We start from the raw sequence: 19506 nt of genomic DNA, 5'->3' as shown, positions 1-19506 counted from the left end.
GTAAACTGCGACTGAAAACTGAAAACTACAAACCCAGCCAATTCTTAAAATCAAAGAAATTCTGTGGAGCAACTCCGTGACCAACAGGATATTCTTTATAAGTAACTGGGATATTTAGTTTTTCTAAAATTGCTGGAGTTTTTCTAGCCCATTCAGTCGGAATAACCTGATCTACAGTTCCGTGAGAGGCGAATATTTTAAGGTTTTTAAAATCGTTATTTTTAAAACCTTCTTTGATGATTTCTTCGTTAAAATAACCACTCATTGCAACCACTCTCTGAATTTTTTCAGGATAAGAAAGTGCTGTTGCATAACTCAAAATTGAACCTTGGCTAAATCCAATTAAAGTTACGTTGTTAGCGTCAATTGGGTAATTTGCAACTAATTCGTCAATAAATTTGGCTATTAAATCTCTTGAAGTTTTAGCTTGTTCGTTATCTGAAAATTTATTCTGATCGGCATCAAAATTAATTGCGTACCAAGCGTATGCTCCATATTGTAAATCGTAAGGCGCTCTGGCAGAAATTATGTAATAGTTGTCTGGAAGTTCAGAAGCGAATGAAAATAAATCAGCTTCATTACTTCCGTATCCGTGCAATAAAAGCAATAACGGATTTTTATCTAAAATTACTTTTGGTTCTTGTATTTTATATTCTAAAGATAGATTCATATTTTAATTGTGAATTGTGAATTGTGAATTTTCCGAATTTGGAATTTGGAATTTTTTAATTGAAATTTAAAAAATTAGCCAATCTTTTTAAACCATTTTTGAAATAATTCCCCAACTAACGGAATTGGTTTTGTTTGTCCCTGAATGGCAGTAAAAATACCAAAAGTCCATAGAATTGAAATACAAATCCACATTGGGAAAGTAATAAAAAAGCTGTCGAAATTGCTGATTATTGCGCCCAATGAAATAAAGGTTAAAGACAATCCTAAAGCCTGACGGATATGAAAAGAAGCAAAACTATTTTTGTTTTCAGAATTCATACTCATGGCGATCAAAACACCAATAATTAGAATGTAACTGGTAATGGCAATTGATTTTCCTTCTTCGACTGAATTATTCATGTTATTATTTTGTAACAAGTTGATTTTGATTTAAAATTCCGTAAACAGAGCCTTTAATTTCTGTTCCTAGAAAAGCAGAATTTTTAGATTTTGAAAGAATGTTTTCTTTTGTAAATATTGATTTTCCTTCTGGAGTAAATAAGGTGAAATTTGCTTTTGCACCTTCTTCGATTGTATTGTTTTCAAGACCAAAAAGCGTTCTTCCAGAAGTCAATTTTGCAATAACAGTTTCTAATGGTAAAACCGTTAATAAAGCTCCAAAAGCGCTTTCTAAACCAATAGTTCCGTTTTTAGCTGTATCAAATTCCATTTTTTTGAATTCAATATCGATCGGGTTATGGTCTGATGTTATTGTATCGATAGTTCCGTCAGCAATTCCGTTTAATAAAGCTTGTCTGTCCACTTCAGTTCTTAAAGGAGGCGTAACTTTAAAGCGAGTATCAAATCCGTCTAGTTTTTCATCTGTTAAAACCAAGTGATGTACAGATGCGCTGCAAGTTACGTTTAGTCCTTTAGCTTTAGCTTCTCTAATCAATTCAACCGATTTTGCTGTAGAAATAGTAGGAATATGAAGTTTTCCGCCAGTATATTCTAATAAAAACAAGTTTCTTGAAATCTGCAGTTCTTCGGCTAAGTTTGGAATTCCTTTTAAACCTAATCTTGTAGAAACAATTCCTTCATTCGCAACACCATTTCCTTTAATATTAGGATCTTGCGAGTAAGCAATTACCAAACCATCAAAATCTTGTACATATTGTAAAGCGATTTTTAAGATATTAGCATTGTCAATACTTTTGTTGTAATCTCCAAAAGCAATAGCGCCGGCATTTTTCATATCGAAAAGTTCTGCCATATCTTTTCCTTCACTTGCTTTAGTTAATGCTCCAATTGGGAAAATTTCTGTTGCAAAACCATTTGCTTTATTTTTCACAAAGCTGACCTGAGACTGATTGTCAATAACTGGTAAAGAGTTAGGCTGAAGTGCAATTGCGGTAAAACCGCTTTTTGCGGCAACATTTAAACCGTTTGCAATGGTTTCTCTGTCTTCGTAACCTGGTTCTCCTAGTGAAACACTGCTGTCAAACCAGCCCTGCGAAACGTGAAGGTCATCGAAACGTACAATTTCTGCATCATCGTTTGGAAGTGAAACGCCTATTTTTTCTATTAAACCATCTGCAATTAAAAGATCAACGGTCTGATTGTGAAACGGACTTTTTGAGTCGATAATTTTGGCGCTTTTGATGATTATTTTCATATTGTAGATATTTTTTTGTCGTAAGATGATTTTTGTAAAAAGTTGAATGCCTTTAAAACAAACTCGAATTCTATTTTACAAATTTTATAATTGCCATTTCTAGTGCTAAAAATAACAGTGCAAAGATAACAAACCATTTCCAAATTTGGCTGTCAGTTCGTTCAGTTTGTAAGGTATTAAAAATGGTCGAAATGGTATCGGCGGTTTTAAAGTCAGAAACTACATTTGTGTTTACCTGACTCAAATCGCTTTCCGTTCGTTTGTAATTAAAACTAATATTTTCAACCCATTCTTTTTTATCGAAAACACCGTAATTACCAGCAGTTTCAGGAAAATCATTAAAGGTTAATTTTACTTTATTGTTCAATATCTGCTGAATCGGAATAAAAGAATCATCATTTCCTTTTACTTCCAAAATAGCGTCTTTAGTTAATAAAATATCCACAAAATAAGGTTTATTATTTCCGATTGTTAATGCGTTAACTCCAGTTTTTTGATTGTTCTGAGCGATTTTATAAAATAACGGAACAATTAAAGGTGATTGCTGAAAATTTGAATTTGTACTATTTATTGGTGCTGTAAAAACCGTTATTCCAGAAACCTGATTTTGAACAGAAGTTACAAAAGGTGTCTGATCTTCAAAGGAAAGGACAGCAGGATATGAACTTGAAACGGCAAATGCACTATTTACTTTTGGATATTGAAAATTCGTTATTTTATTCTCAAAAACTCCTGAAAATAACGGATGATCAAAATTAATTTTAGTGATTAATTTACTGTTGTTTTCTAAATTACCGAATTGAACTTTTCCAAAATTACTCAGCAAAGTATTTAAATTAGCAATTGAACTCTTCTCAGAAGGAATTACAACCAAATTACCGCCTTTAGAAACAAAAGCTTTTAAAGTAGTCTGCAAAGCCTGCGGAATTTCATTCAATTCGTTTAAAATAATCGTATTTTGTTTTTCTAAACTATTGTAATCTAAAGAACTAATCGAATAATTGTGGTAATTGAATTCGCCTGGAGTATAAATTCTAGATAAGAAATTACTTTTTTCAGGTTCGCCGATACTGATAACGTTTGTTTTTTTGTTTTTAGAAATGCTGAAAAACAATTTGTTATCATACGTTAAGCCGTTATCTTCGATCGTTACATATCCGTGAAAAGCTTCTTTTGGAATCGTAAAATTGATTTTCTTTTTCTTAGTGTCAAAATTGATAATCGTTTTGGCAATCAATTTATTTTGATTGTATAAAGCAGTCGAAACTGGTTTAAAATCTTCGCCGTAAGCTGATAAATTAATTCCGATTTCATAGAAATTCTCTAAAGTTTGATTAATGTAAACGCTGTCGATCGAAACGTTATTTTTTTGTTCTGCTTCTGGAACTATGAAATATGGTTTTTCTTCAAAATTTACAGTTGCAACATCTTTTTCTTTTAAACCTACAGCATCTGTAATGATTACAATGTCTTTTTTATGTGCAGATTTGTGTGCTTTAATTTTTGCAGTTATTGCCGAAAGGTCAAAATGCGCAGCACTGTATTTTAGGTTTTGTAAAGCACTTTTAGCAGATTTAATATCGGTATTCCAGAAATTTTCGGTGTTAGTTAATAAAGAAAATGGAGTGTTTTCTGGAGTGTTTTCAAGCAATTCCTGAACAGCTCTTTTTAACAATTCGCCTTTTTTGCCTTTTGCCTGCATACTAAACGAATTGTCTAAAACAATATACATTTCGTTTGAAGCATTTTTGCTGTCGACTGCCTGAAAAAAAGGCTGTGCAAAAGCTAAAATTATGAAAGTCAGCAGTAATAAGCGCGTAGCCAATAAAAGTCGCTTTTTAATTTTAGAACTTTTACGTGTCTGAATTGCAAGTTCTTTTAAGAATCGAACATTGGTAAAAAAAGAGGTTTTAAAACGTCTTAATTGAAATAAGTGAACCAAAATTGGAACGATCAATAAAAACAGAAAGTATAGAATTTCGGGATGTTTAAAATGCATTCTGGCTTCGATTTACTTCACTACGTTTTGTTTTTCGCGAAGATGCTGGTCAAAAATACGAATTAAAAATTATTTAAACCCTATAAGTTTATGTAAGAGATTAACTATTGCTGGATAAACTTTATGGAGTTCGAAAAATGTAACTTTTGCCATTTCTTTTGTAACAAAGAAACTATTTCAAAACGATTTTTATTCCTTATTTTAGCTGATTCAAAAAAACAAACTATGAAAAAAATATATTTATTTTTATTTTCTGCTTTATCCCTGACCACGGTAAAAGCTCAAAATAAATTCAACTTATTGGTTGGAACTTACACAAATACCTGTCAAAGCAACGGAATTTATGTTTATGAATTTGATGCATCTTCCGGCGGTTTAAAATTAAAGAATTCTTCAGAAAATGTTATCAGTCCAAGTTATTTATCGGTTTCTGCTGATAATAAATTTATCTACGCTGTAAACGAAAACGGAACTCAAAGTGCTGTCAGTTCTTTTAGTTATAATTCAGCTTCAGGAAAAATAAAGTTATTAAATACAAATGCTTCTTTAGGTGCAGATCCATGTCATTTAATTAATGATGATAAAAATGTAATTGTTGCCAATTATTCTGGCGGAAACATTGTCGTTTTTAAGAAAAAACCAAATGGAAGTCTTACTGAAGTGCAGCAAATAATTCAGCATGAAGGAAAAGGACCAAACGCAGCGCGTCAGGAAAAAGCGCACGTGCATATGGTTGTTTTTTCACCAGATAAAAAATTCGTTCTGTCTAATGATTTAGGTCTAGATAAAGTTTTTATCTATAAATACAATCCGAATTCTACAAACGAAATGCTGACTCTTAAAGGAAGTGTCGATGTAAAAGCAGGAAGCGGACCAAGACATTTGACTTTTAGTAAAGATGGGAAATTCGTGTATTTAGTTCAGGAATTAGACGGAACTTTAACGACTTTTAGTTATGATAAAACTGGAAATCTAAAACTAATTGCTGAAACAAGCATTCTTCCAAAAGGTTTTACTGGCGGAACAGGCGCAGCGGCAATTAAAATTTCTCCAGACGGAAACTTCTTATATGTTTCTGATCGTGTAGACGCAAACTCTATTTCGGTTTATAAAATCCTTAAAACAGGAGCCATTGAATTGGTAGAGCAGCAAAGCACTTTAGGAAAAGGTCCAAGAGATTTCGCTATTGACCCAACAGGAAATTATCTTTTAGTTGGTCATCAATATACTAATGATATCATTATTTTTAAAAGAAATAAAACAACTGGAAAAATCACAGACACCGGAAAAAGAATCGAGTTGTGTTCGCCGGTTGGATTGGTTTTTACTAAAATATAGCTTTTTTTAAGGAACAAAGGTTCAAAGAGACAAAGGTTCAAAGGCAAGAAAGGCTCAAAAATAAACTTTATTTTTGAGCCTTTTTTATATTTAAAAATAGCAAAACCTCTGAAGCTTTGCCTCTTTGAACCTTTGTAACTTTTAAGAAAATCTATTTATCCTTATCTTTTCTCTTCTTATCTCTAGTCTTCAGCATATTTCTGTTAACAGAACCATGTGTTTTCTTTTTTGTTTTTGAAGGGCCTCCAAGATTGACTTTTTTGTTCTTTTTCGATTTTTCATGAAAAGCACCATCGCCGTCTAATTTTGGTTTTTTCATTAAAAACTTAATTGGCTGTCTGTCTTTTTCAGGTTCTATTAATTTAGATGAAATCTCAACTTCTTCTGGGAAATCTGCAATTTTAAGTTCCTGATTCATTAAAACTTCGGCTTCAATTTTAAATTCTTCTTCACGAGGTGTAACAAAACTGATCGCTGTTCCTGTTGCATCAGCACGACCAGTACGCCCAATTCTGTGCATGTAAAGTTCTGGTAATTCTGGAAGTTCGAAGTTTATAACGTGAGAGATATTAGAAATGTCCAAACCTCTCGCCATAATATCGGTAGTAATTAATCCGCGCAGATTTCCTTCTTGAAATTCTGCCATTGTACTTAAACGATAATTCTGCGATTTATTAGAGTGAATTACTCCAAACTGTCCTTCAAACATTTCTTCAATACGAGTATGAAGCATGTCCGAAATCTTTTTATTATTAACGAAAATCAGAATACGTTCCATGCTTTCGTCCGTCTCTAGTAAATGCTTTAAAAGATTTACTTTGGTATTAAAGTTTGGAACATTATACGTAATCTGTGTAATTTTTTCTAACGGAGTTCCAGAAGCAGCTAAGGTAACTTCTTCAGGAAAATCAAAATAATCATTTAAAATCGCATCAACTTCGTCTGTCATTGTTGCCGAGAATAATATGTTTTGACGTTTTGGTTTCATCATTGCCAAAAGAGCTGTCAATTGCGCGCGGAAACCTAAATTCAACATTTCGTCAAATTCATCAATAACCAGTTTTTGAGTTTCGTCAAAACGAACTACAGCATCCAGAGCCAAATCCATTGTACGACCTGGAGTTCCCACTAAAATATCGACACCTTCGTAAACGGCTTTCTTTTGTGTGTTAATGTTTACGCCTCCGTAAATTCCTAAAGTTTTAACCGACATGTATTTAGTCAGTTTTTCAACTTCTTCTACAACCTGAACTACTAATTCTCTGGTTGGAACAAGAACTACAATTTTAGGTGTATTGGTGTTGGTAAATTTGTATAACTTTAGAAGCGGCAGTAAATAAGCAAGTGTTTTACCAGTTCCGGTTTGTGCAATTCCCATCATATCTCGCCCAGAAGTAATCACTGAAAAAGATTTTTCCTGAATAGGAGTTGGTGTAACAAACCCTAAATCGTCTATAGCTTTTTGTACTGATTTTGGAAGATTAAATTTTTCGAAAGTGCTCATTTGCTTTAAATTTTGTGCAAATGTACGTTAAATTCACGGTTTTTTGTTGAATTTGTAATTTTTGATGTCTTATTACCATCTTGAATGTCAGCCTGACATACAGATTTAAAATTTTAAAACCCTTCAAAAACTCCCAATCCAAACAAAGCAAAGTCATATTTTACAGGATCTTGCGCATCCATTTCTCTTAATTTTGTATCTAATTCCAGTAAAGCTTTTGCGTCGTTTTGCTTTCGCGAAAGAATTTCAAGTTTGCGGGCAACGTTTCCAGAATGTACATCAAGCGGACAAGATAGGGCAGCAGGAGAAATACTTTTCCAGATTCCTAAATCAACGCCTTTTGTATCTTGACGTACCATCCAGCGTAGATACATATTAATTCTTTTGGCAGCCGAATTGTTTAACGGATCTGAAATGTGTTTCTGCGTTCTCGCTAAATGATCGATCTCAAAGAATATTTTTTTGAATTCGTGAATACTTTTCTGCAGACTATTTTCTTGTTGGTTTTTAGCAAAAACAGCTTCAAGTCCGTTGTGGTTTGCATAAATGTGCTTTAAACCTTTTATAAAACCAGAAAAATCATTTCCGTTAAAAGTTCGATGGACGAAAGTTTCAAGTCTGGCCAAATCTTCATCAGAATGTGACATGACGAAATCATAAGGTGTATTGCCCATTAATTCCATCATTTTATGCGAATTCTTAATAATCATTTTGCGATTTCCCCAAGCAATTGATGCGCTTAAAAAACCAGCAATTTCAATGTCTTCTTTTTGGCTGAAAAGATGCGGAATCTGTACAGGATCACTTTCAATAAAATCCTGATTATTATATTGAATGACTTTTTCGTCTAAAAATTCTTTGAGTTCTTTTTTATTCATTTTTAAATGAAATGTTCTTGTTATTCGAGTGCCCTAGCCCTGATAGAAGTGAAAATCCTTTTATGACGCTTCTTTAGCGGCATAAAAGATTGAAACGGATAGCAGGAAATAGCTCCTAATTACTAATTAAGCCATCGACCATTATCAATTTTCTATCAGCCATATTAGCCAATTCTTCGTTATGGGTTACGATCACAAAAGTCTGCCCGAATTCGTCTCGAAGCTGAAAAAATAATTGATGCAGGTTTTCGGCAGAATGCGTGTCTAGATTTCCAGAAGGTTCATCGGCAAAAATAACATCTGGTTTATTGATCAAAGCTCTTGCAACGGCCACACGCTGTTGTTCTCCGCCAGAAAGTTCGCTTGGCTTATGATTAATTCTGTGTGAAAGTCCTAAATAAGTAAGCAGTTTTTTAGCTTCGGCTTCGGTTTCTGAAGTTTTTTTTCCAGCAATATAAGCTGGAATACAAACGTTTTCTAGAGCTGTAAACTCTGGTAAAAGCTGATGAAACTGGAAAATAAAACCAAGGTTTAAGTTTCTAAAATCGGATAATGTTTTGTCTTGTCTGCTTTTCTTTTTAAAATATCTGTTATAATAAATAAGCATTGAAAATATTGGCAGAAAAAGGACTCCAACTACTACTAATCTAAGTGTATCATCGAAAACTTTGGTTCTGAAAAACATCAAATAAACGGCCAAAACAACAATGTAAAGAGAGCCAGCCCAAGTAATGATTTTAAACGTCTTTTCTTGTTTTGAATTATCGTTTTTGAGATCTTGTAATTCCAGTACATTTTTACCATTAATCGTTAATGATGAATCTGGACTATGATCTGGTTTGTCTAAAGTTCCTAAAATTTGCAGTAAAGTCGTTTTTCCAGCGCCTGAAGCACCAACGATTGAAACAATTTCGCCTTTTTTAATATGTAAATCGACTCCTTTTAAAACTTCAAGTTTGTCGTAGAATTTATGTATGTTTTTTGCGTGTATCATTTAGAAAACTCTTTTTACAAAGAAACGAAGATTATGTATACAATCAAATTTCAATGTCTTAAATTCCAATTTCCAATTTAATATTATTAAAGATCGGATTGAAATCTATCATAAAAAGGTACGTTTCTTGATATGGGAATTGTGGAAATTAAATAGGAAAAAGAAATAACAGGATTTAATGGTTTATTTTTAATTTCGAATAAACTTCAAATACAGATCAAAATGCAAGATTTAAATGTTGTTGAAGATAACAGAACGTCCAAATTAATAATCGGTTTAATTTTGGATGCTATTGGTATGGTTTCATTTTCGATACCGCTTGTGGGCGAATTTTCGGATGTGATTTGGGCGCCAATTGCTGCTTTTATTATGACTAGAATGTATAAAGGACGCGTAGGAAGGGTGGCAAGTATTTTGACTTTTGTAGAAGAAATTATACCTTTTACGGATGTAATTCCTTCTTTTACATTAACATGGATTTATACTTATTTCTTTCAAAAAAATAAAGACGGCTTATAAAACCGTCTTTAATCATGTCTTTTATTGAACAATTATTTTTTTGATGTATTGTGTTTTCTTTGTTTGAGGATTAACAACTTTAATTAGAAACACTCCTTTTGAATATAAGTGAATTGTTTCGGCTGTATTGGTTCTAATATTTTGTTGTATTAACTCTTTTCCAGCAATATCATAGATTTTAAGATCGGCAGTTTCTGTTTCTTGATTGTCAATGAAGATCGAAAAAGAGCCACTGCTTGGCACAGGCCATACCTTAAAAGAGTTGCTTTTTGCTTCGCTAATAATTTCTTCAGTACCTAAAGTTAAGCTTTGTCCGCTTATAATATTTACCTTTCGTTTCATAGTGCCGCCTTCAGAATCGGTAACTGTAAATTCAAAAGAGCATAATCCGTTGGCTGCTGGTGAAAATGCAACTGTATCAGTATTAAGTACTGCGTTTCCGTTCACAACATTTGAAATAGCATATGAAACACCACTTGTAAATCCTCTTGATAATTTTTGAATATTGATGTCAATTTTTGTTCCTTCTGGAGATTGATAATGTGGTAAAGACATCCATTGCAGGTATTTGTCAAGATTTGTGTATCCATCTAAATCGTTATCAGCATTTGCATCTGAAAAATCACCAATTGCAGAGTTTGCATTAGTTCCAATAATAGTTTCCCACCAATTTGGAAGTCCGTCTTGATCAGTATCCCAATTGGCATCTCTATTTACAATTGGGTAAATTTCAAATCCTCCAACATCAGCTTCATTATCTGGAAATCCAGGTTTTCCAGTTACGCTTCCAACAGCAGAATAGGTTCCGTTTAAAGTTTCTGTGATAATTCTCTGGTCATGTTCGTCAAATTCAGGCTGTGTACATCCCACATCCGACAGTACAATTTTATAAGCATTTTTGGCAGATTGCGTAGTTACATAAGAAGGAAAAAAGGGAGTATTGACAAAATTTTCATATGTAACAGTATTTCCTGAAGCTTTTCTTCCAGCAGTTTGATTGCTTTCGTCGAAGTAGCCTGGCATCACATTTCCGTTAAAATAACATTGCTGCATTCCAGTTCCAACGCCTTCATTCTGCTGATTAAATGCTACAAATATTTTTGAGCCTGCGCCTGGTTTATAATAGTTGTTTACAAAATTCACTTCTTTGGTTCCACCGTCGGTTGTTCTGCTTCCCCAGTTGTAGACTACATTATTTGTGATGTCCATTCTGCCGGTATAGGCACCGCTTCCGTCTAATCCGCCGCCAAGACTCCAGTTACGACCGTAGCAGTGTGCTAGTAAATTATGGTGAAAACTACCAATATCTCCACCAATTGTAGCTGCATAACCATGTTCTGTTCCTGTTGGATAATTTTGATGATTGGCAGCGTTTAGAGCTTCAGAAATAAGTGTTTTTTGCAGAGTTATATTTTTTCCTGATCTAGAGCTGAAAGATTCATCAATTGTCCAGCTGATGGAACAATGATCAATAATGCTATTGTCAGCACCAGTTAATCCCATTCCGTCAAAAGTTGGTCCAGCGCCAAGTCGAACTCTTAGATTTTGGACTACGGCATCATTTCCAGTAACTCCAAAAGGAGCAGAGCGAATGCAAATACCTTTGCCAGGCGCGGTTTGTCCTGCAACTGTAACGTAAGGCTGACTTAAAACAAGACGAGATTGTAATTGGATTATTCCTGATGTATTAAAAATGATGGTTCTTGGTCCAATATCATTTGTAACAGCTTCACGGAAACTTCCAGGTCCGCTGTCGTTTAGATTAGTTACGGCAACTATTTTTCCACCTCGTCCGCCTCTTGCAAAGCGCCCATATCCCTCAGCTTCTGGAAATGCAAGCTGTGCTGGACGAAAACGCCAGATATTTCCTTTTTCAACTCCATTTGCAAGAACTTCATCAATGCGCCAATAATAAGTAGCTCCAGTATATAGTCCGTTTACTTGATAAGAAGTGTTTGCTAAAGCTTGATTTCCTTTGTATTCTGGCGAAGATGTCGTGGCATTGTCTACAGCTGCTTGATCTGTACCGAAATAGATGTTGTGCGAAACCGCATTTGCCGCCGCTGTCCACTGCAGTAATTTACCGCCAGAGGTTAATTCAACATGTTCGTCATTTTGTTTCGGATTTGGATTTGTGGCTTGATAAAAAATATTAGGGGTATTAAGTTCAAAACCGTTAAGCATAATATTTTTAATATTTTCTGTACCTGAGGTTTCTGCAGCAATTAAAATCACAACATCTGTGCCTGTTACAGCTTGAAATTTTAAATAAGTAGATTTGGCATCGGCAGTTTTAAGAGCTCTTACAGACGGAATTAAATTATCGACAACCAAATTTCCATTAATAGAAATATCAATTGGGCTAAAGTTATTTCCAGACGGACTGTCTACAGCATTAAAAAACGCTAAAAAGGAATGTTCGCCAGTTGTTAATCCGCTTATTTTAAGTTCTATCTGTGCTCCTAGATTTGCAGTTGTTCCTTTTACAGTTAGACCATCGCTCACTAATCTGGCATAGTATGGAGCTTGTATTCCTGCTTTGTACCAGTTTGTTCCTAGAGCATCTCCTTTGTCTCCAACTCTAGTAACGGTAAATGTAATTCCATTTTCGGTATAAGTACTTGTGTTTACAGAAGCTATTACCCAGGCTGTATAATCTGGATCGTTTACTTCGGCTTTAGGTCTTCCTGATTGATCAAAGTCAATTTTGACGATTGGATTTTGGGCAAAAATTAAAGTCATCGGCGCAATGAGGCAGGTTATGGCCGCTATCACGGAGAGTTTTAAGTAATTTTTCAGCATGTCAATGGTGGTTTGGTTAGTAAGTAAAATAATCTTAGTTAGAAAATAATTTTAAACAACTGATTATCAGGTTTAAAAAACGATTTTCACTACTGTAAAGATTATTATTACTTCAAAACAAACTATCCTGCACCATCCTGTTCTGTATGCTGTTTTCGTAGTAAATTAATATAAAAAAAACGGATTATACTTTTTTTATATAAATTTTTACATTGTTTATATTAGATAAATAAAGGGATTGAGTAAAAATGAATTGGTTTGAGAGAAAAAGATTTATTGACTTGAAGAAATTAAAATAAATAAAATATTGTGATTAAGAATAGGTCTTAACCAGAACGGTTTGTTTTAAAAGAAATAATAAAATTAATCTTTAAAAAGAAATCCAAGCCCCATTCTTTTGAGCATTTTCTTTTCGAAATTCCAGAAGAAACGGAATTGACCAAATAAGGTTCCTATGGCAACTAATAAAACTTGGTAAATAGGAAAAATGATTAATAAACGGATTAAAGTAAACCAAACAGCCCCGAAATCTTCTTTATAAATTCCGATCCAGTCGCAGAAAGGTCTAGAAATCCATGCAGATGCTGATCCAGTGATAGCAAAAACAATAAATATGATTATGGCTTGTAGGTTGGATGTGATTCCCCAGCGTTTTTTAAGTCTGTCCATTATTTATTTATAACCATTACAAATATACTAACATTATCTTTGCGGAACATACCCCGCGAGCTTTTGTTTGTAAGTATTTTGAAAATAAATCATATAGTTATAAATTAAATAATTCACTTCGTATCCATAACGAATCTGCGGTTGGTAATCTATAGTCATTTCGTATAAATTCGGATTGTAACGATTGGGTTGTGAAGCTCGAATGTTCCATTCCACAACATATTGATAATTTTTATTTTCGAGATAATTTAATGTATAATAATGTCTGGGCAGCGCACGAGAATTCAACCAAGTATTGAAACCATTATCTATAATTATCACTTCGTATTCTAAAGAATCGTTTGCAATTCTAACAGTATCATTTCCTTTTTTGTTTACTACATTATTATTGCTCGCAATATTATTCTGCGAAGCTGTTGAACAAGCAATTACTGTTAATACTACAATCAATATGGAAACGCATTTTTTCATGATTTAAATTTACGAATTTTTTTTAAGGTTCAGAGGAACAAATGTTTAAAGTCACAAAGGTTTAACTTCTTACTTATAAAAATAAAAACTGATTACAATTTGCAATCAGTTTTTAGAGTTTTCTTAAGGCCTTTGTTCCTTTGTCACTTTGAACCTTTGTATTTAGACTATTTACGACTATTTACTTCCAAACAATTTCCCAATAAATCCAGCTATACCGCCTTTGCTTTTGGTTACTACAAGAACATCAGCAACATCTACTTTTCCGTCGTTGTTTTGGTCTAGACCGAATTGCATTCCGTATTTAGAAATTGTATCCATTATTCCTGAAGCTTGTCCGCTGTTTCCTGAAATAGAATTGATGATGTCAGAAATTTGAAAACTATTATCGTTTGGATCTTTTGCTTTATTAACTAAAGAACCTAAAATCTGCGGAATTAAATTAGACGCAACTCCGTTTGAGTCTGCACTGCTTAGTCCAAATTTCTGACCAAGACTGCCGCTTAATTGTTGTTGAATTTGTTGTACTACAGGATTTGAACTATCAATAGCTTCTTTACCGCTAAACAATCCTGCAATTTGTTCGGTGCCGCCTTCAGAAACAATCTTTTTTAGACTTTCAAAAATAGAACTACTGGTTTCATTGATTACGGCTTCGTTGTGTTCGTTTGGAACAGCGTTATTGTTTACAACTGCATCGCCTCCATATTGTTGTACTAATTGGGTTAATTGTTCAAACATGATTTTTAGGATTTAGATTAGAACTCAAATTTAAACAAAAAAAAGAAAGGGATTTATTAAACGATGTTAATAAATCCCTTGTAAGTGATTTAATTATAATTGATTAGCTTAACAAAGTAATAATTTGTGAAGCTAGCTCTGTACCAATTCTATCTTGTGCCTCTCCAGTTGCAGCTCCAATGTGCGGCGTCAAAGAGATTTTAGAGTGCATTAAAATTGCCATTTCTGGTTTTGGCTCGTTTTCAAAAACATCTAATCCAGCAAAAGCAACTTTTCCAGAATCTAATGCTTTTACTAAAGCAACCTCGTCAATAACACCTCCACGAGCACAATTAACAATTCCAACACCATCTTTCATGATTTCAAATTCTTTCTCTCCAATGATGTAACCATTTTGAGCAGGAACGTGTAATGTGATGAAATCAGCTTCTTTAAATAAAGATTCTAAAGATTGAGAAACTACTTTAGTTGTGATAGATTGTCCGTCGAAAAATTCAACTTTAATATCTACTTCTGGAATAAAACTATCTGCAGCGATAACTTTCATTCCTAAACCAAGAGCCATTTTTGCAGTAGCCTGGCCAATACGGCCAATACCAACAATACCTAAAGTTTTACCTCTTAATTCAGTTCCGTTAGCGTAAGCTTTTTTCAAACCGTCAAAATTAGTATCTCCTTCAAGAGGCATATTTCTGTTAGAATCATGTAAAAAACGTACACCATTAAATAAGTGACCAAACACCAATTCAGCAACAGATTCTGAAGATGAAGCTGGAGTATTGATTACATGGATTCCTTTGCTTTTAGCATAGTCAACATCAATGTTATCCATACCAACACCACCACGTCCGATAATTTTAATACCAGGACAAGCGTCAATAATGTCTTTACGAACTTTAGTTGCACTACGAACTAAAATTACGTCAATATTGTTTTCATTTATATAGTTAGCTACTTGTTCTTGAGCTACTTTTGTAGTTATAACTTCAAATCCGCCTTTTTCTAAGGCTAGAATTCCACTTTTAGAAATTCCATCATTTGCTAATACTTTCATTGTGTGTTTATTGTTTATTTGGTAAATCGTTTATTTGTTTAATCGATAAACCAGCTATTTGATTTTTCTTTTTTGATATTTTTCTAAAGGAAACATTTTGACGATTAAACAGTTAAACGAATTAACGATTAACCGAAAAAAAGATTAAACTTTAGTTTCCAACGCTTTCATTACATCAACCAAAACCTGAACGCTTTCGATTGGCATTGCGTTGTAGATAGAAGCTCTGTAACCACCAACAGAACGGTGTCCTGGTAATCCTGAGATATTTGCTTCTTTCCATAAAGCATCAAATGTTGCTGTATGATCTGGATTGTTCAATAAGAAAGTTACATTCATATTCGAACGATCTTCAACTGCTGCTGCACCTTTGAATAATGGGTTTCTGTCGATTTCAGCGTAAAGTAAAGCTGCTTTTGCGTTGTTTAATTTTTCAACAGCAGCAATTCCGCCTTTTTCTTTGATCCATTGTAAAGTTAAAAGAGAAACGTAAACAGAGAAAACAGGAGGAGTATTGTACATACTTTCTGCTTTGATATGTTTAGCATAATCTAACATACTAGGAATTGTTCTTCCGTTTTTGCCTAAGATTTCTTCTTTAACCACAACAAGAGTAGTTCCAGCAGGTCCCATATTTTTTTGAGCTCCAGCGTAAATCAAATCAAATTTAGAAAAATCTAATTCGCGTGAAAAAATATCAGAACTCATATCGCATACAACAGGAATATTTGTTGCTGGGAAATCTTTCATTTGAGTTCCAAAAATGGTGTTATTACTTGTGCAGTGGAAATAATCAGCATCAGCTGGGATTTCGTAACCTTTTGGAATATGAGTATAATTGTCGTCTTTTGAAGAACCAACGATAACAGTTTCTCCAAAAAGTTTAGCTTCTTTAATAGCAGCAGTTGCCCATGTTCCTGAGTCTAAATAAGCTGCTTTTCCATTTTCTTTCATTAAGTTATATGGAGCCATTAAGAATGCTGTACTTGCACCACCTTGTAAAAATAAAGCTTGATAACCTTTTCCTTGAAGTCCTAATAATTCTAAAGCAAGGGATCGAGCTTCTTCCATAACAGCAACAAAATCTTTGCTTCTGTGCGAAATTTCAAGAATAGATAATCCTGAATCATTAAAATTTAAAATTGCTTTTGATGCTTTCTCAAAAACTTCCTGAGGTAAAATACTTGGTCCTGCGCTGTAGTTGTGTTTTTTCATGGTTGTTGTTAATAGTCGAAAATTTTAAAGACGCAAATTTCGGTAATAAGAGCCGAAAAAGCGTTAAAATATTCGAAATAATTAAACATTTTATTACTTTGTTGTTAACAAAAACGTTATAGTATCGACATTATCTGCGTAATCCCACAATTGAGGTTTTTGCGTTTCTCCGAATGCAATAGTGTCACTTGTTAAATTGGTACCAACAATGCATTGAATTTGCTCTGAATCGGTTTCAAGGCGTTTTTGAAGTTCTTCAAGGTTTTCATAATATTCATAAAAAACACTCGAAATAGGAGAGGCATAGCTCGAATCTTCTTTCAAGGTTAGAAAACCATTGTCTAACAATTTAAAATTACTCATTAAAAATACAGCTTTATTGTAATCGTAATTATTAGCATACTTTTCATAATGAATAACATCCTGATATTTGAAAATGGCCTGAAAGAAGGCATCAAAAGAATATCCTTTTGGGACAAAAAGTTTAGAAACATTTCGGCATCCTAAACCAAAATATCTAAAAATATCTTCGCCTAATTGTTCTAATTCTTCATGGGTTTCTTTACCCGTTAAAATAGCCGCTGAATTTCGGTTTTTGCGAATAATCGAAGGCTTATCTTTAAAGTAGTATTCGAAATAGCGAGAAGTATTGTTGCTTCCTGTAGCAATTACAGCATCGAAATTTTCTAGTTTTCCTTCCACGAAAGTGATCTTATCTTTCAAACTTTCATCTACAGCAATTAAATACTTGGCCAAAAAAGGCAGTAAATGCTGATCGTTTGATGATGTTTTTATTAAAGCTTTATTGCCTGTAATTAAAACCGATAAAAAATCATGAAAGCCCACTAAAGGAATATTTCCAGCTAATATTAAAGCAACAGTTTTTTCTCTGCTGTCATTTTGAGCGAAGTCAGTTTCGTATTGAGAAAGCCATTTTTCGAGGTTTTCTTCTGTTAAAGCTTCTGCCCAAGACTGTAATGCGAAATAAACCTGTTCAGGAGTATACCATCCGTTATGGGATTGGGATAAATGTATGAGACTTTTAAAATCTTCAAAAAAGATATCATTATATAAAACGTCAGATTTTTGCACCGATTGCTCTTCAGAAAACTGACTTAAAAATTTTCCTAATTCAACAAAAACACTTTTTTTTGTTTCTAATGTCATAATGTTTGCTTATGAATTGTTTTGATTGTAATTTTGCACAAAAATAAGCTATATTACGTTATAAGGCAAAGTAGATTCAAATCTTTGATATTTTAAACTCAAATCTTATAACTTTTAACATGTAACTACGAAAAAGATGGCAATTATAATAACTGACGAATGCATAAACTGCGGGGCCTGCGAACCAGAGTGCCCGAATACAGCAATATATGAAGGAGCAGATGACTGGAGATATAAAGATGGAACAAGTCTTACTGGAAAGATAGTTTTACCTGACGGAACTGAAGTTGATGCAGACGATGCTCAAACTCCAATTTCTGACGAGGTTTACTATATCGTGCCAGGCAAATGTACAGAATGTAAAGGTTTCCACGATGAGCCTCAATGTGCTGCGGTTTGTCCGGTAGACTGTTGTGTGCCAGATGATAATCACGTAGAAGACGAAGAAACTTTGTTACAAAGACAAGCGTTTTTACACGGAGAATAATTACTTTAAAGTTATTTAAAATATAATCCTGAGTTTATGCTCAGGATTTTTTTTGCTTAAAATTGAAATATTTTCGGAATCTTATTGTATTGATAACTAATGATTTATTTTTGAGTATTGATTTATTAACAAAAATTTAATACTTTAGTTGAAAATTTAATAACGCCTATGAAGAAACTACTACTTTTATTTGTCGTATTACTCAACAATGTAAGCGTTTTTGCACAAAGTGAAGAGTATTCTATTCTTGTAAAAGATATTGAAACTTTACAGCCAATCGAAAATGCTACTGTGGTTGTATTAAAAACCAAACAAGTTTTGCTGACTAACGAAGATGGTAAAGTTACATTTGTTTTAAACGGCGGCTCAAATGTGCAGGTTTCAGAAATGAATTATGAAAATCTGACAATGCGCTGGGCTTCTTTAAAAGAAAATGAGTTTACAGTTTACCTCAAAAACAAGAAAGAAAACTTAGATGAGGTTGTTGTATCAAAAGAAAATCCTCAAAAAACACTTCAAAAAATAGTTTCAAATTCAAAAGATAAAATAAGTATTTCACATCGATTAAAAGTTTATGTTCGAGAATTTTTTATGCTCGACAACCAATATTCCTATTATAATGACGGATTGGTTAATTTTCAATTCAATAAAAATAACACAACCACTTTATTGGTAGAACAAAATCGCTCTTACGGATTACTGGAAACAGATGTAAGCGCAGATTTAATGGGATATAATTTGAATAATATAATGGAAAATTATTCGAATTTTAAATATTTTGAACCTTTGTTAGATTCAAAAGCAAAGAAAGAATATGATTTTACTATTAAAGGGCATGCTAAAAATAAAGAGTATTACGTAATGTCGGTTAATCCGCTGGATAAAGCTAAAGAGGCAGTCGATAATTTTGAGATTATTTATGATCCAGTAAAAAAAATAATTTTAGAATTTACTATATCTGTAACTGCGACGAGTCTTGATAAAATAGAAGATAAAACAAAGGTTGGAGACAAAAATATTACCAAATCGTTTGTAAAAGTGAATTATCGCTGGGATGGAACCGATTATTATCTGCTAAGTTCTAATGAAGAAATTGGATATACTGTGATTTTAAAAGATAAAGCCAAAAATATTCAAGTCAGAAATAGTTTTGTGACGACAGGTTTTAATAAACAAAACTTCACGTATAGCGAAAGTGATGTCTTTAAAGAAAAATCCCTTTTTAATAAACGAAATAAAATCTTAACTAATTATTGGGATATTTCTGGTTTTACTGCTACTGATGAAGAAAAAGCAATTATTGCCTCTTTAGAATTTAAATTGTAATTATATAAACAGAAAA

At 33.2% G+C, this 19506-nt stretch carries 17 protein-coding genes and 2 pseudogenes; 4 read left to right on the top strand and 15 right to left on the bottom strand.

What is annotated here, in order from left to right; translation table 11 throughout:
- Positions 1 to 25: 25 nt before the first annotated feature.
- The 4 genes from ASE40_RS19045 to ASE40_RS19030 all read right to left on the bottom strand — a co-directional run bounded on the left by ASE40_RS19045 (position 26) and on the right by ASE40_RS19030 (position 4325).
- Positions 26 to 670 (bottom strand): alpha/beta hydrolase, encoded by a 645-nt coding sequence (locus ASE40_RS19045; protein ID WP_057118749.1) that lies wholly within the window; start codon positions 668 to 670, stop codon positions 26 to 28.
- A gap of 74 nt (positions 671 to 744) precedes the next feature.
- Entirely contained in the window at positions 745 to 1071 is a 327-nt protein-coding gene (locus tag ASE40_RS19040; RefSeq protein ID WP_057119856.1) for a hypothetical protein, read from the bottom strand.
- A gap of 4 nt (positions 1072 to 1075) precedes the next feature.
- Positions 1076 to 2326 carry a dihydroorotase gene (locus ASE40_RS19035; protein ID WP_057118747.1) on the bottom strand — a complete coding sequence of 417 codons (1251 nt, stop codon included), beginning with the start codon at positions 2324 to 2326 and terminating at the stop codon, positions 1076 to 1078.
- A gap of 70 nt (positions 2327 to 2396) precedes the next feature.
- A complete protein-coding gene (locus ASE40_RS19030; RefSeq protein ID WP_057118745.1) occupies positions 2397 to 4325 on the bottom strand; it encodes a vWA domain-containing protein in 1929 nt (642 codons plus the stop codon).
- A gap of 225 nt (positions 4326 to 4550) precedes the next feature.
- Here ASE40_RS19030 and ASE40_RS19025 point away from each other — a divergent pair, with 225 nt between their 5' ends.
- Positions 4551 to 5663 carry a lactonase family protein gene (locus ASE40_RS19025; RefSeq protein WP_057118743.1) on the top strand — a complete coding sequence of 371 codons (1113 nt, stop codon included), beginning with the start codon at positions 4551 to 4553 and terminating at the stop codon, positions 5661 to 5663.
- A gap of 151 nt (positions 5664 to 5814) precedes the next feature.
- Here ASE40_RS19025 and ASE40_RS19020 read toward each other — a convergent pair whose 3' ends face one another.
- The 4 genes and pseudogenes from ASE40_RS19020 to ASE40_RS22615 all read right to left on the bottom strand — a co-directional run.
- A complete protein-coding gene (locus ASE40_RS19020) occupies positions 5815 to 7167 on the bottom strand; it encodes a DEAD/DEAH box helicase (RefSeq protein WP_057118742.1) in 1353 nt (450 codons plus the stop codon).
- Positions 7168 to 7280: 113 nt separating this feature from the next.
- A complete protein-coding gene (locus ASE40_RS19015) occupies positions 7281 to 8045 on the bottom strand; it encodes a TIGR02757 family protein (RefSeq protein ID WP_057118741.1) in 765 nt (254 codons plus the stop codon).
- A 115-nt stretch (positions 8046 to 8160) separates the two neighbouring features.
- A pseudogene (locus ASE40_RS22620) lies at positions 8161 to 8610 on the bottom strand (ABC transporter ATP-binding protein); the annotation flags it as partial.
- Positions 8611 to 8826: 216 nt separating this feature from the next.
- Positions 8827 to 9039 (bottom strand): annotated as a pseudogene (locus ASE40_RS22615) (ATP-binding cassette domain-containing protein); the annotation flags it as partial.
- A 222-nt stretch (positions 9040 to 9261) separates the two neighbouring features.
- Between ASE40_RS22615 and ASE40_RS19005 the strand changes: the two are divergent.
- Complete coding sequence (locus ASE40_RS19005; RefSeq protein ID WP_057118739.1) at positions 9262 to 9558, top strand: hypothetical protein; 297 nt, start codon at positions 9262 to 9264, stop codon at positions 9556 to 9558.
- Between the two features lie 21 nt (positions 9559 to 9579).
- On the opposite strand, the gene ASE40_RS19000 is transcribed toward ASE40_RS19005, so the two are convergent.
- The 7 genes from ASE40_RS19000 to ASE40_RS18970 form a co-directional block, all read right to left on the bottom strand.
- Positions 9580 to 12360, bottom strand: a complete 2781-nt coding sequence (locus ASE40_RS19000; protein ID WP_057118736.1) for a T9SS type A sorting domain-containing protein — start codon at positions 12358 to 12360, stop codon at positions 9580 to 9582.
- A 363-nt stretch (positions 12361 to 12723) separates the two neighbouring features.
- Positions 12724 to 13029 (bottom strand): DUF6787 family protein, encoded by a 306-nt coding sequence (locus ASE40_RS18995; RefSeq protein ID WP_057118734.1) that lies wholly within the window; start codon positions 13027 to 13029, stop codon positions 12724 to 12726.
- Positions 13030 to 13062: 33 nt separating this feature from the next.
- The gene (locus ASE40_RS18990; protein ID WP_057118732.1) at positions 13063 to 13500 is read right to left on the bottom strand and encodes a DUF6146 family protein; all 438 of its coding nucleotides are present in this window, start codon (positions 13498 to 13500) and stop codon (positions 13063 to 13065) included.
- 177 nt (positions 13501 to 13677) lie between these two features.
- Positions 13678 to 14241: a DUF937 domain-containing protein gene (locus ASE40_RS18985; RefSeq protein ID WP_057118728.1), complete on the bottom strand. Its 564-nt coding sequence runs from the start codon at positions 14239 to 14241 to the stop codon at positions 13678 to 13680.
- Between the two features lie 103 nt (positions 14242 to 14344).
- The gene (locus ASE40_RS18980; protein WP_057118726.1) at positions 14345 to 15295 is read right to left on the bottom strand and encodes a D-2-hydroxyacid dehydrogenase; all 951 of its coding nucleotides are present in this window, start codon (positions 15293 to 15295) and stop codon (positions 14345 to 14347) included.
- 144 nt (positions 15296 to 15439) lie between these two features.
- Complete coding sequence (gene serC / locus ASE40_RS18975) at positions 15440 to 16510, bottom strand: 3-phosphoserine/phosphohydroxythreonine transaminase (RefSeq protein ID WP_057118723.1); 1071 nt, start codon at positions 16508 to 16510, stop codon at positions 15440 to 15442.
- 93 nt (positions 16511 to 16603) lie between these two features.
- Positions 16604 to 17677 carry an acyl-CoA reductase gene (locus ASE40_RS18970; protein WP_057118721.1) on the bottom strand — a complete coding sequence of 358 codons (1074 nt, stop codon included), beginning with the start codon at positions 17675 to 17677 and terminating at the stop codon, positions 16604 to 16606.
- A gap of 136 nt (positions 17678 to 17813) precedes the next feature.
- Here ASE40_RS18970 and ASE40_RS18965 point away from each other — a divergent pair, with 136 nt between their 5' ends.
- Positions 17814 to 18164, top strand: coding sequence for a 4Fe-4S dicluster domain-containing protein (locus ASE40_RS18965; protein ID WP_057118719.1), 351 nt, complete (start codon positions 17814 to 17816; stop codon positions 18162 to 18164).
- A gap of 168 nt (positions 18165 to 18332) precedes the next feature.
- Positions 18333 to 19490, top strand: a complete 1158-nt coding sequence (locus ASE40_RS18960; RefSeq protein WP_057118717.1) for a hypothetical protein — start codon at positions 18333 to 18335, stop codon at positions 19488 to 19490.
- Positions 19491 to 19506: the final 16 nt, after the last annotated feature.

Origin of the sequence: Flavobacterium sp. Root935, assembly GCF_001429295.1 — a bacterium.
Classification (GTDB): Bacteria; Bacteroidota; Bacteroidia; order Flavobacteriales; family Flavobacteriaceae; genus Flavobacterium.
The sequence above is the reverse complement of the archived record's forward strand: the minus strand, read 5'-3'. Positions and strand labels throughout refer to the sequence as shown.

What these genes read in the sequence shown, in the direction of transcription:
- ASE40_RS18980 (WP_057118726.1), bottom strand. Translation starts at nt 15,295, where the DNA reads ATGAAAGTATTAGCAAATGATGGAATTTCTAAAAGTGGAATTCTAGCC.
- ASE40_RS18990 (WP_057118732.1), bottom strand. Translation starts at nt 13,500, where the DNA reads ATGAAAAAATGCGTTTCCATATTGATTGTAGTATTAACAGTAATTGCT.
- ASE40_RS19025 (WP_057118743.1), top strand. Translation starts at nt 4,551, where the DNA reads ATGAAAAAAATATATTTATTTTTATTTTCTGCTTTATCCCTGACCACG.
- ASE40_RS19030 (WP_057118745.1), bottom strand. Translation starts at nt 4,325, where the DNA reads ATGCATTTTAAACATCCCGAAATTCTATACTTTCTGTTTTTATTGATC.
- ASE40_RS18995 (WP_057118734.1), bottom strand. Translation starts at nt 13,029, where the DNA reads ATGGACAGACTTAAAAAACGCTGGGGAATCACATCCAACCTACAAGCC.
- serC (WP_057118723.1), bottom strand. Translation starts at nt 16,510, where the DNA reads ATGAAAAAACACAACTACAGCGCAGGACCAAGTATTTTACCTCAGGAA.
- ASE40_RS18985 (WP_057118728.1), bottom strand. Translation starts at nt 14,241, where the DNA reads ATGTTTGAACAATTAACCCAATTAGTACAACAATATGGAGGCGATGCA.
- ASE40_RS19045 (WP_057118749.1), bottom strand. Translation starts at nt 670, where the DNA reads ATGAATCTATCTTTAGAATATAAAATACAAGAACCAAAAGTAATTTTA.
- ASE40_RS18965 (WP_057118719.1), top strand. Translation starts at nt 17,814, where the DNA reads ATGGCAATTATAATAACTGACGAATGCATAAACTGCGGGGCCTGCGAA.
- ASE40_RS19040 (WP_057119856.1), bottom strand. Translation starts at nt 1,071, where the DNA reads ATGAATAATTCAGTCGAAGAAGGAAAATCAATTGCCATTACCAGTTAC.
- ASE40_RS18970 (WP_057118721.1), bottom strand. Translation starts at nt 17,677, where the DNA reads ATGACATTAGAAACAAAAAAAAGTGTTTTTGTTGAATTAGGAAAATTT.
- ASE40_RS18960 (WP_057118717.1), top strand. Translation starts at nt 18,333, where the DNA reads ATGAAGAAACTACTACTTTTATTTGTCGTATTACTCAACAATGTAAGC.
- ASE40_RS19020 (WP_057118742.1), bottom strand. Translation starts at nt 7,167, where the DNA reads ATGAGCACTTTCGAAAAATTTAATCTTCCAAAATCAGTACAAAAAGCT.
- ASE40_RS19015 (WP_057118741.1), bottom strand. Translation starts at nt 8,045, where the DNA reads ATGAATAAAAAAGAACTCAAAGAATTTTTAGACGAAAAAGTCATTCAA.
- ASE40_RS19005 (WP_057118739.1), top strand. Translation starts at nt 9,262, where the DNA reads ATGCAAGATTTAAATGTTGTTGAAGATAACAGAACGTCCAAATTAATA.
- ASE40_RS19000 (WP_057118736.1), bottom strand. Translation starts at nt 12,360, where the DNA reads ATGCTGAAAAATTACTTAAAACTCTCCGTGATAGCGGCCATAACCTGC.
- ASE40_RS19035 (WP_057118747.1), bottom strand. Translation starts at nt 2,326, where the DNA reads ATGAAAATAATCATCAAAAGCGCCAAAATTATCGACTCAAAAAGTCCG.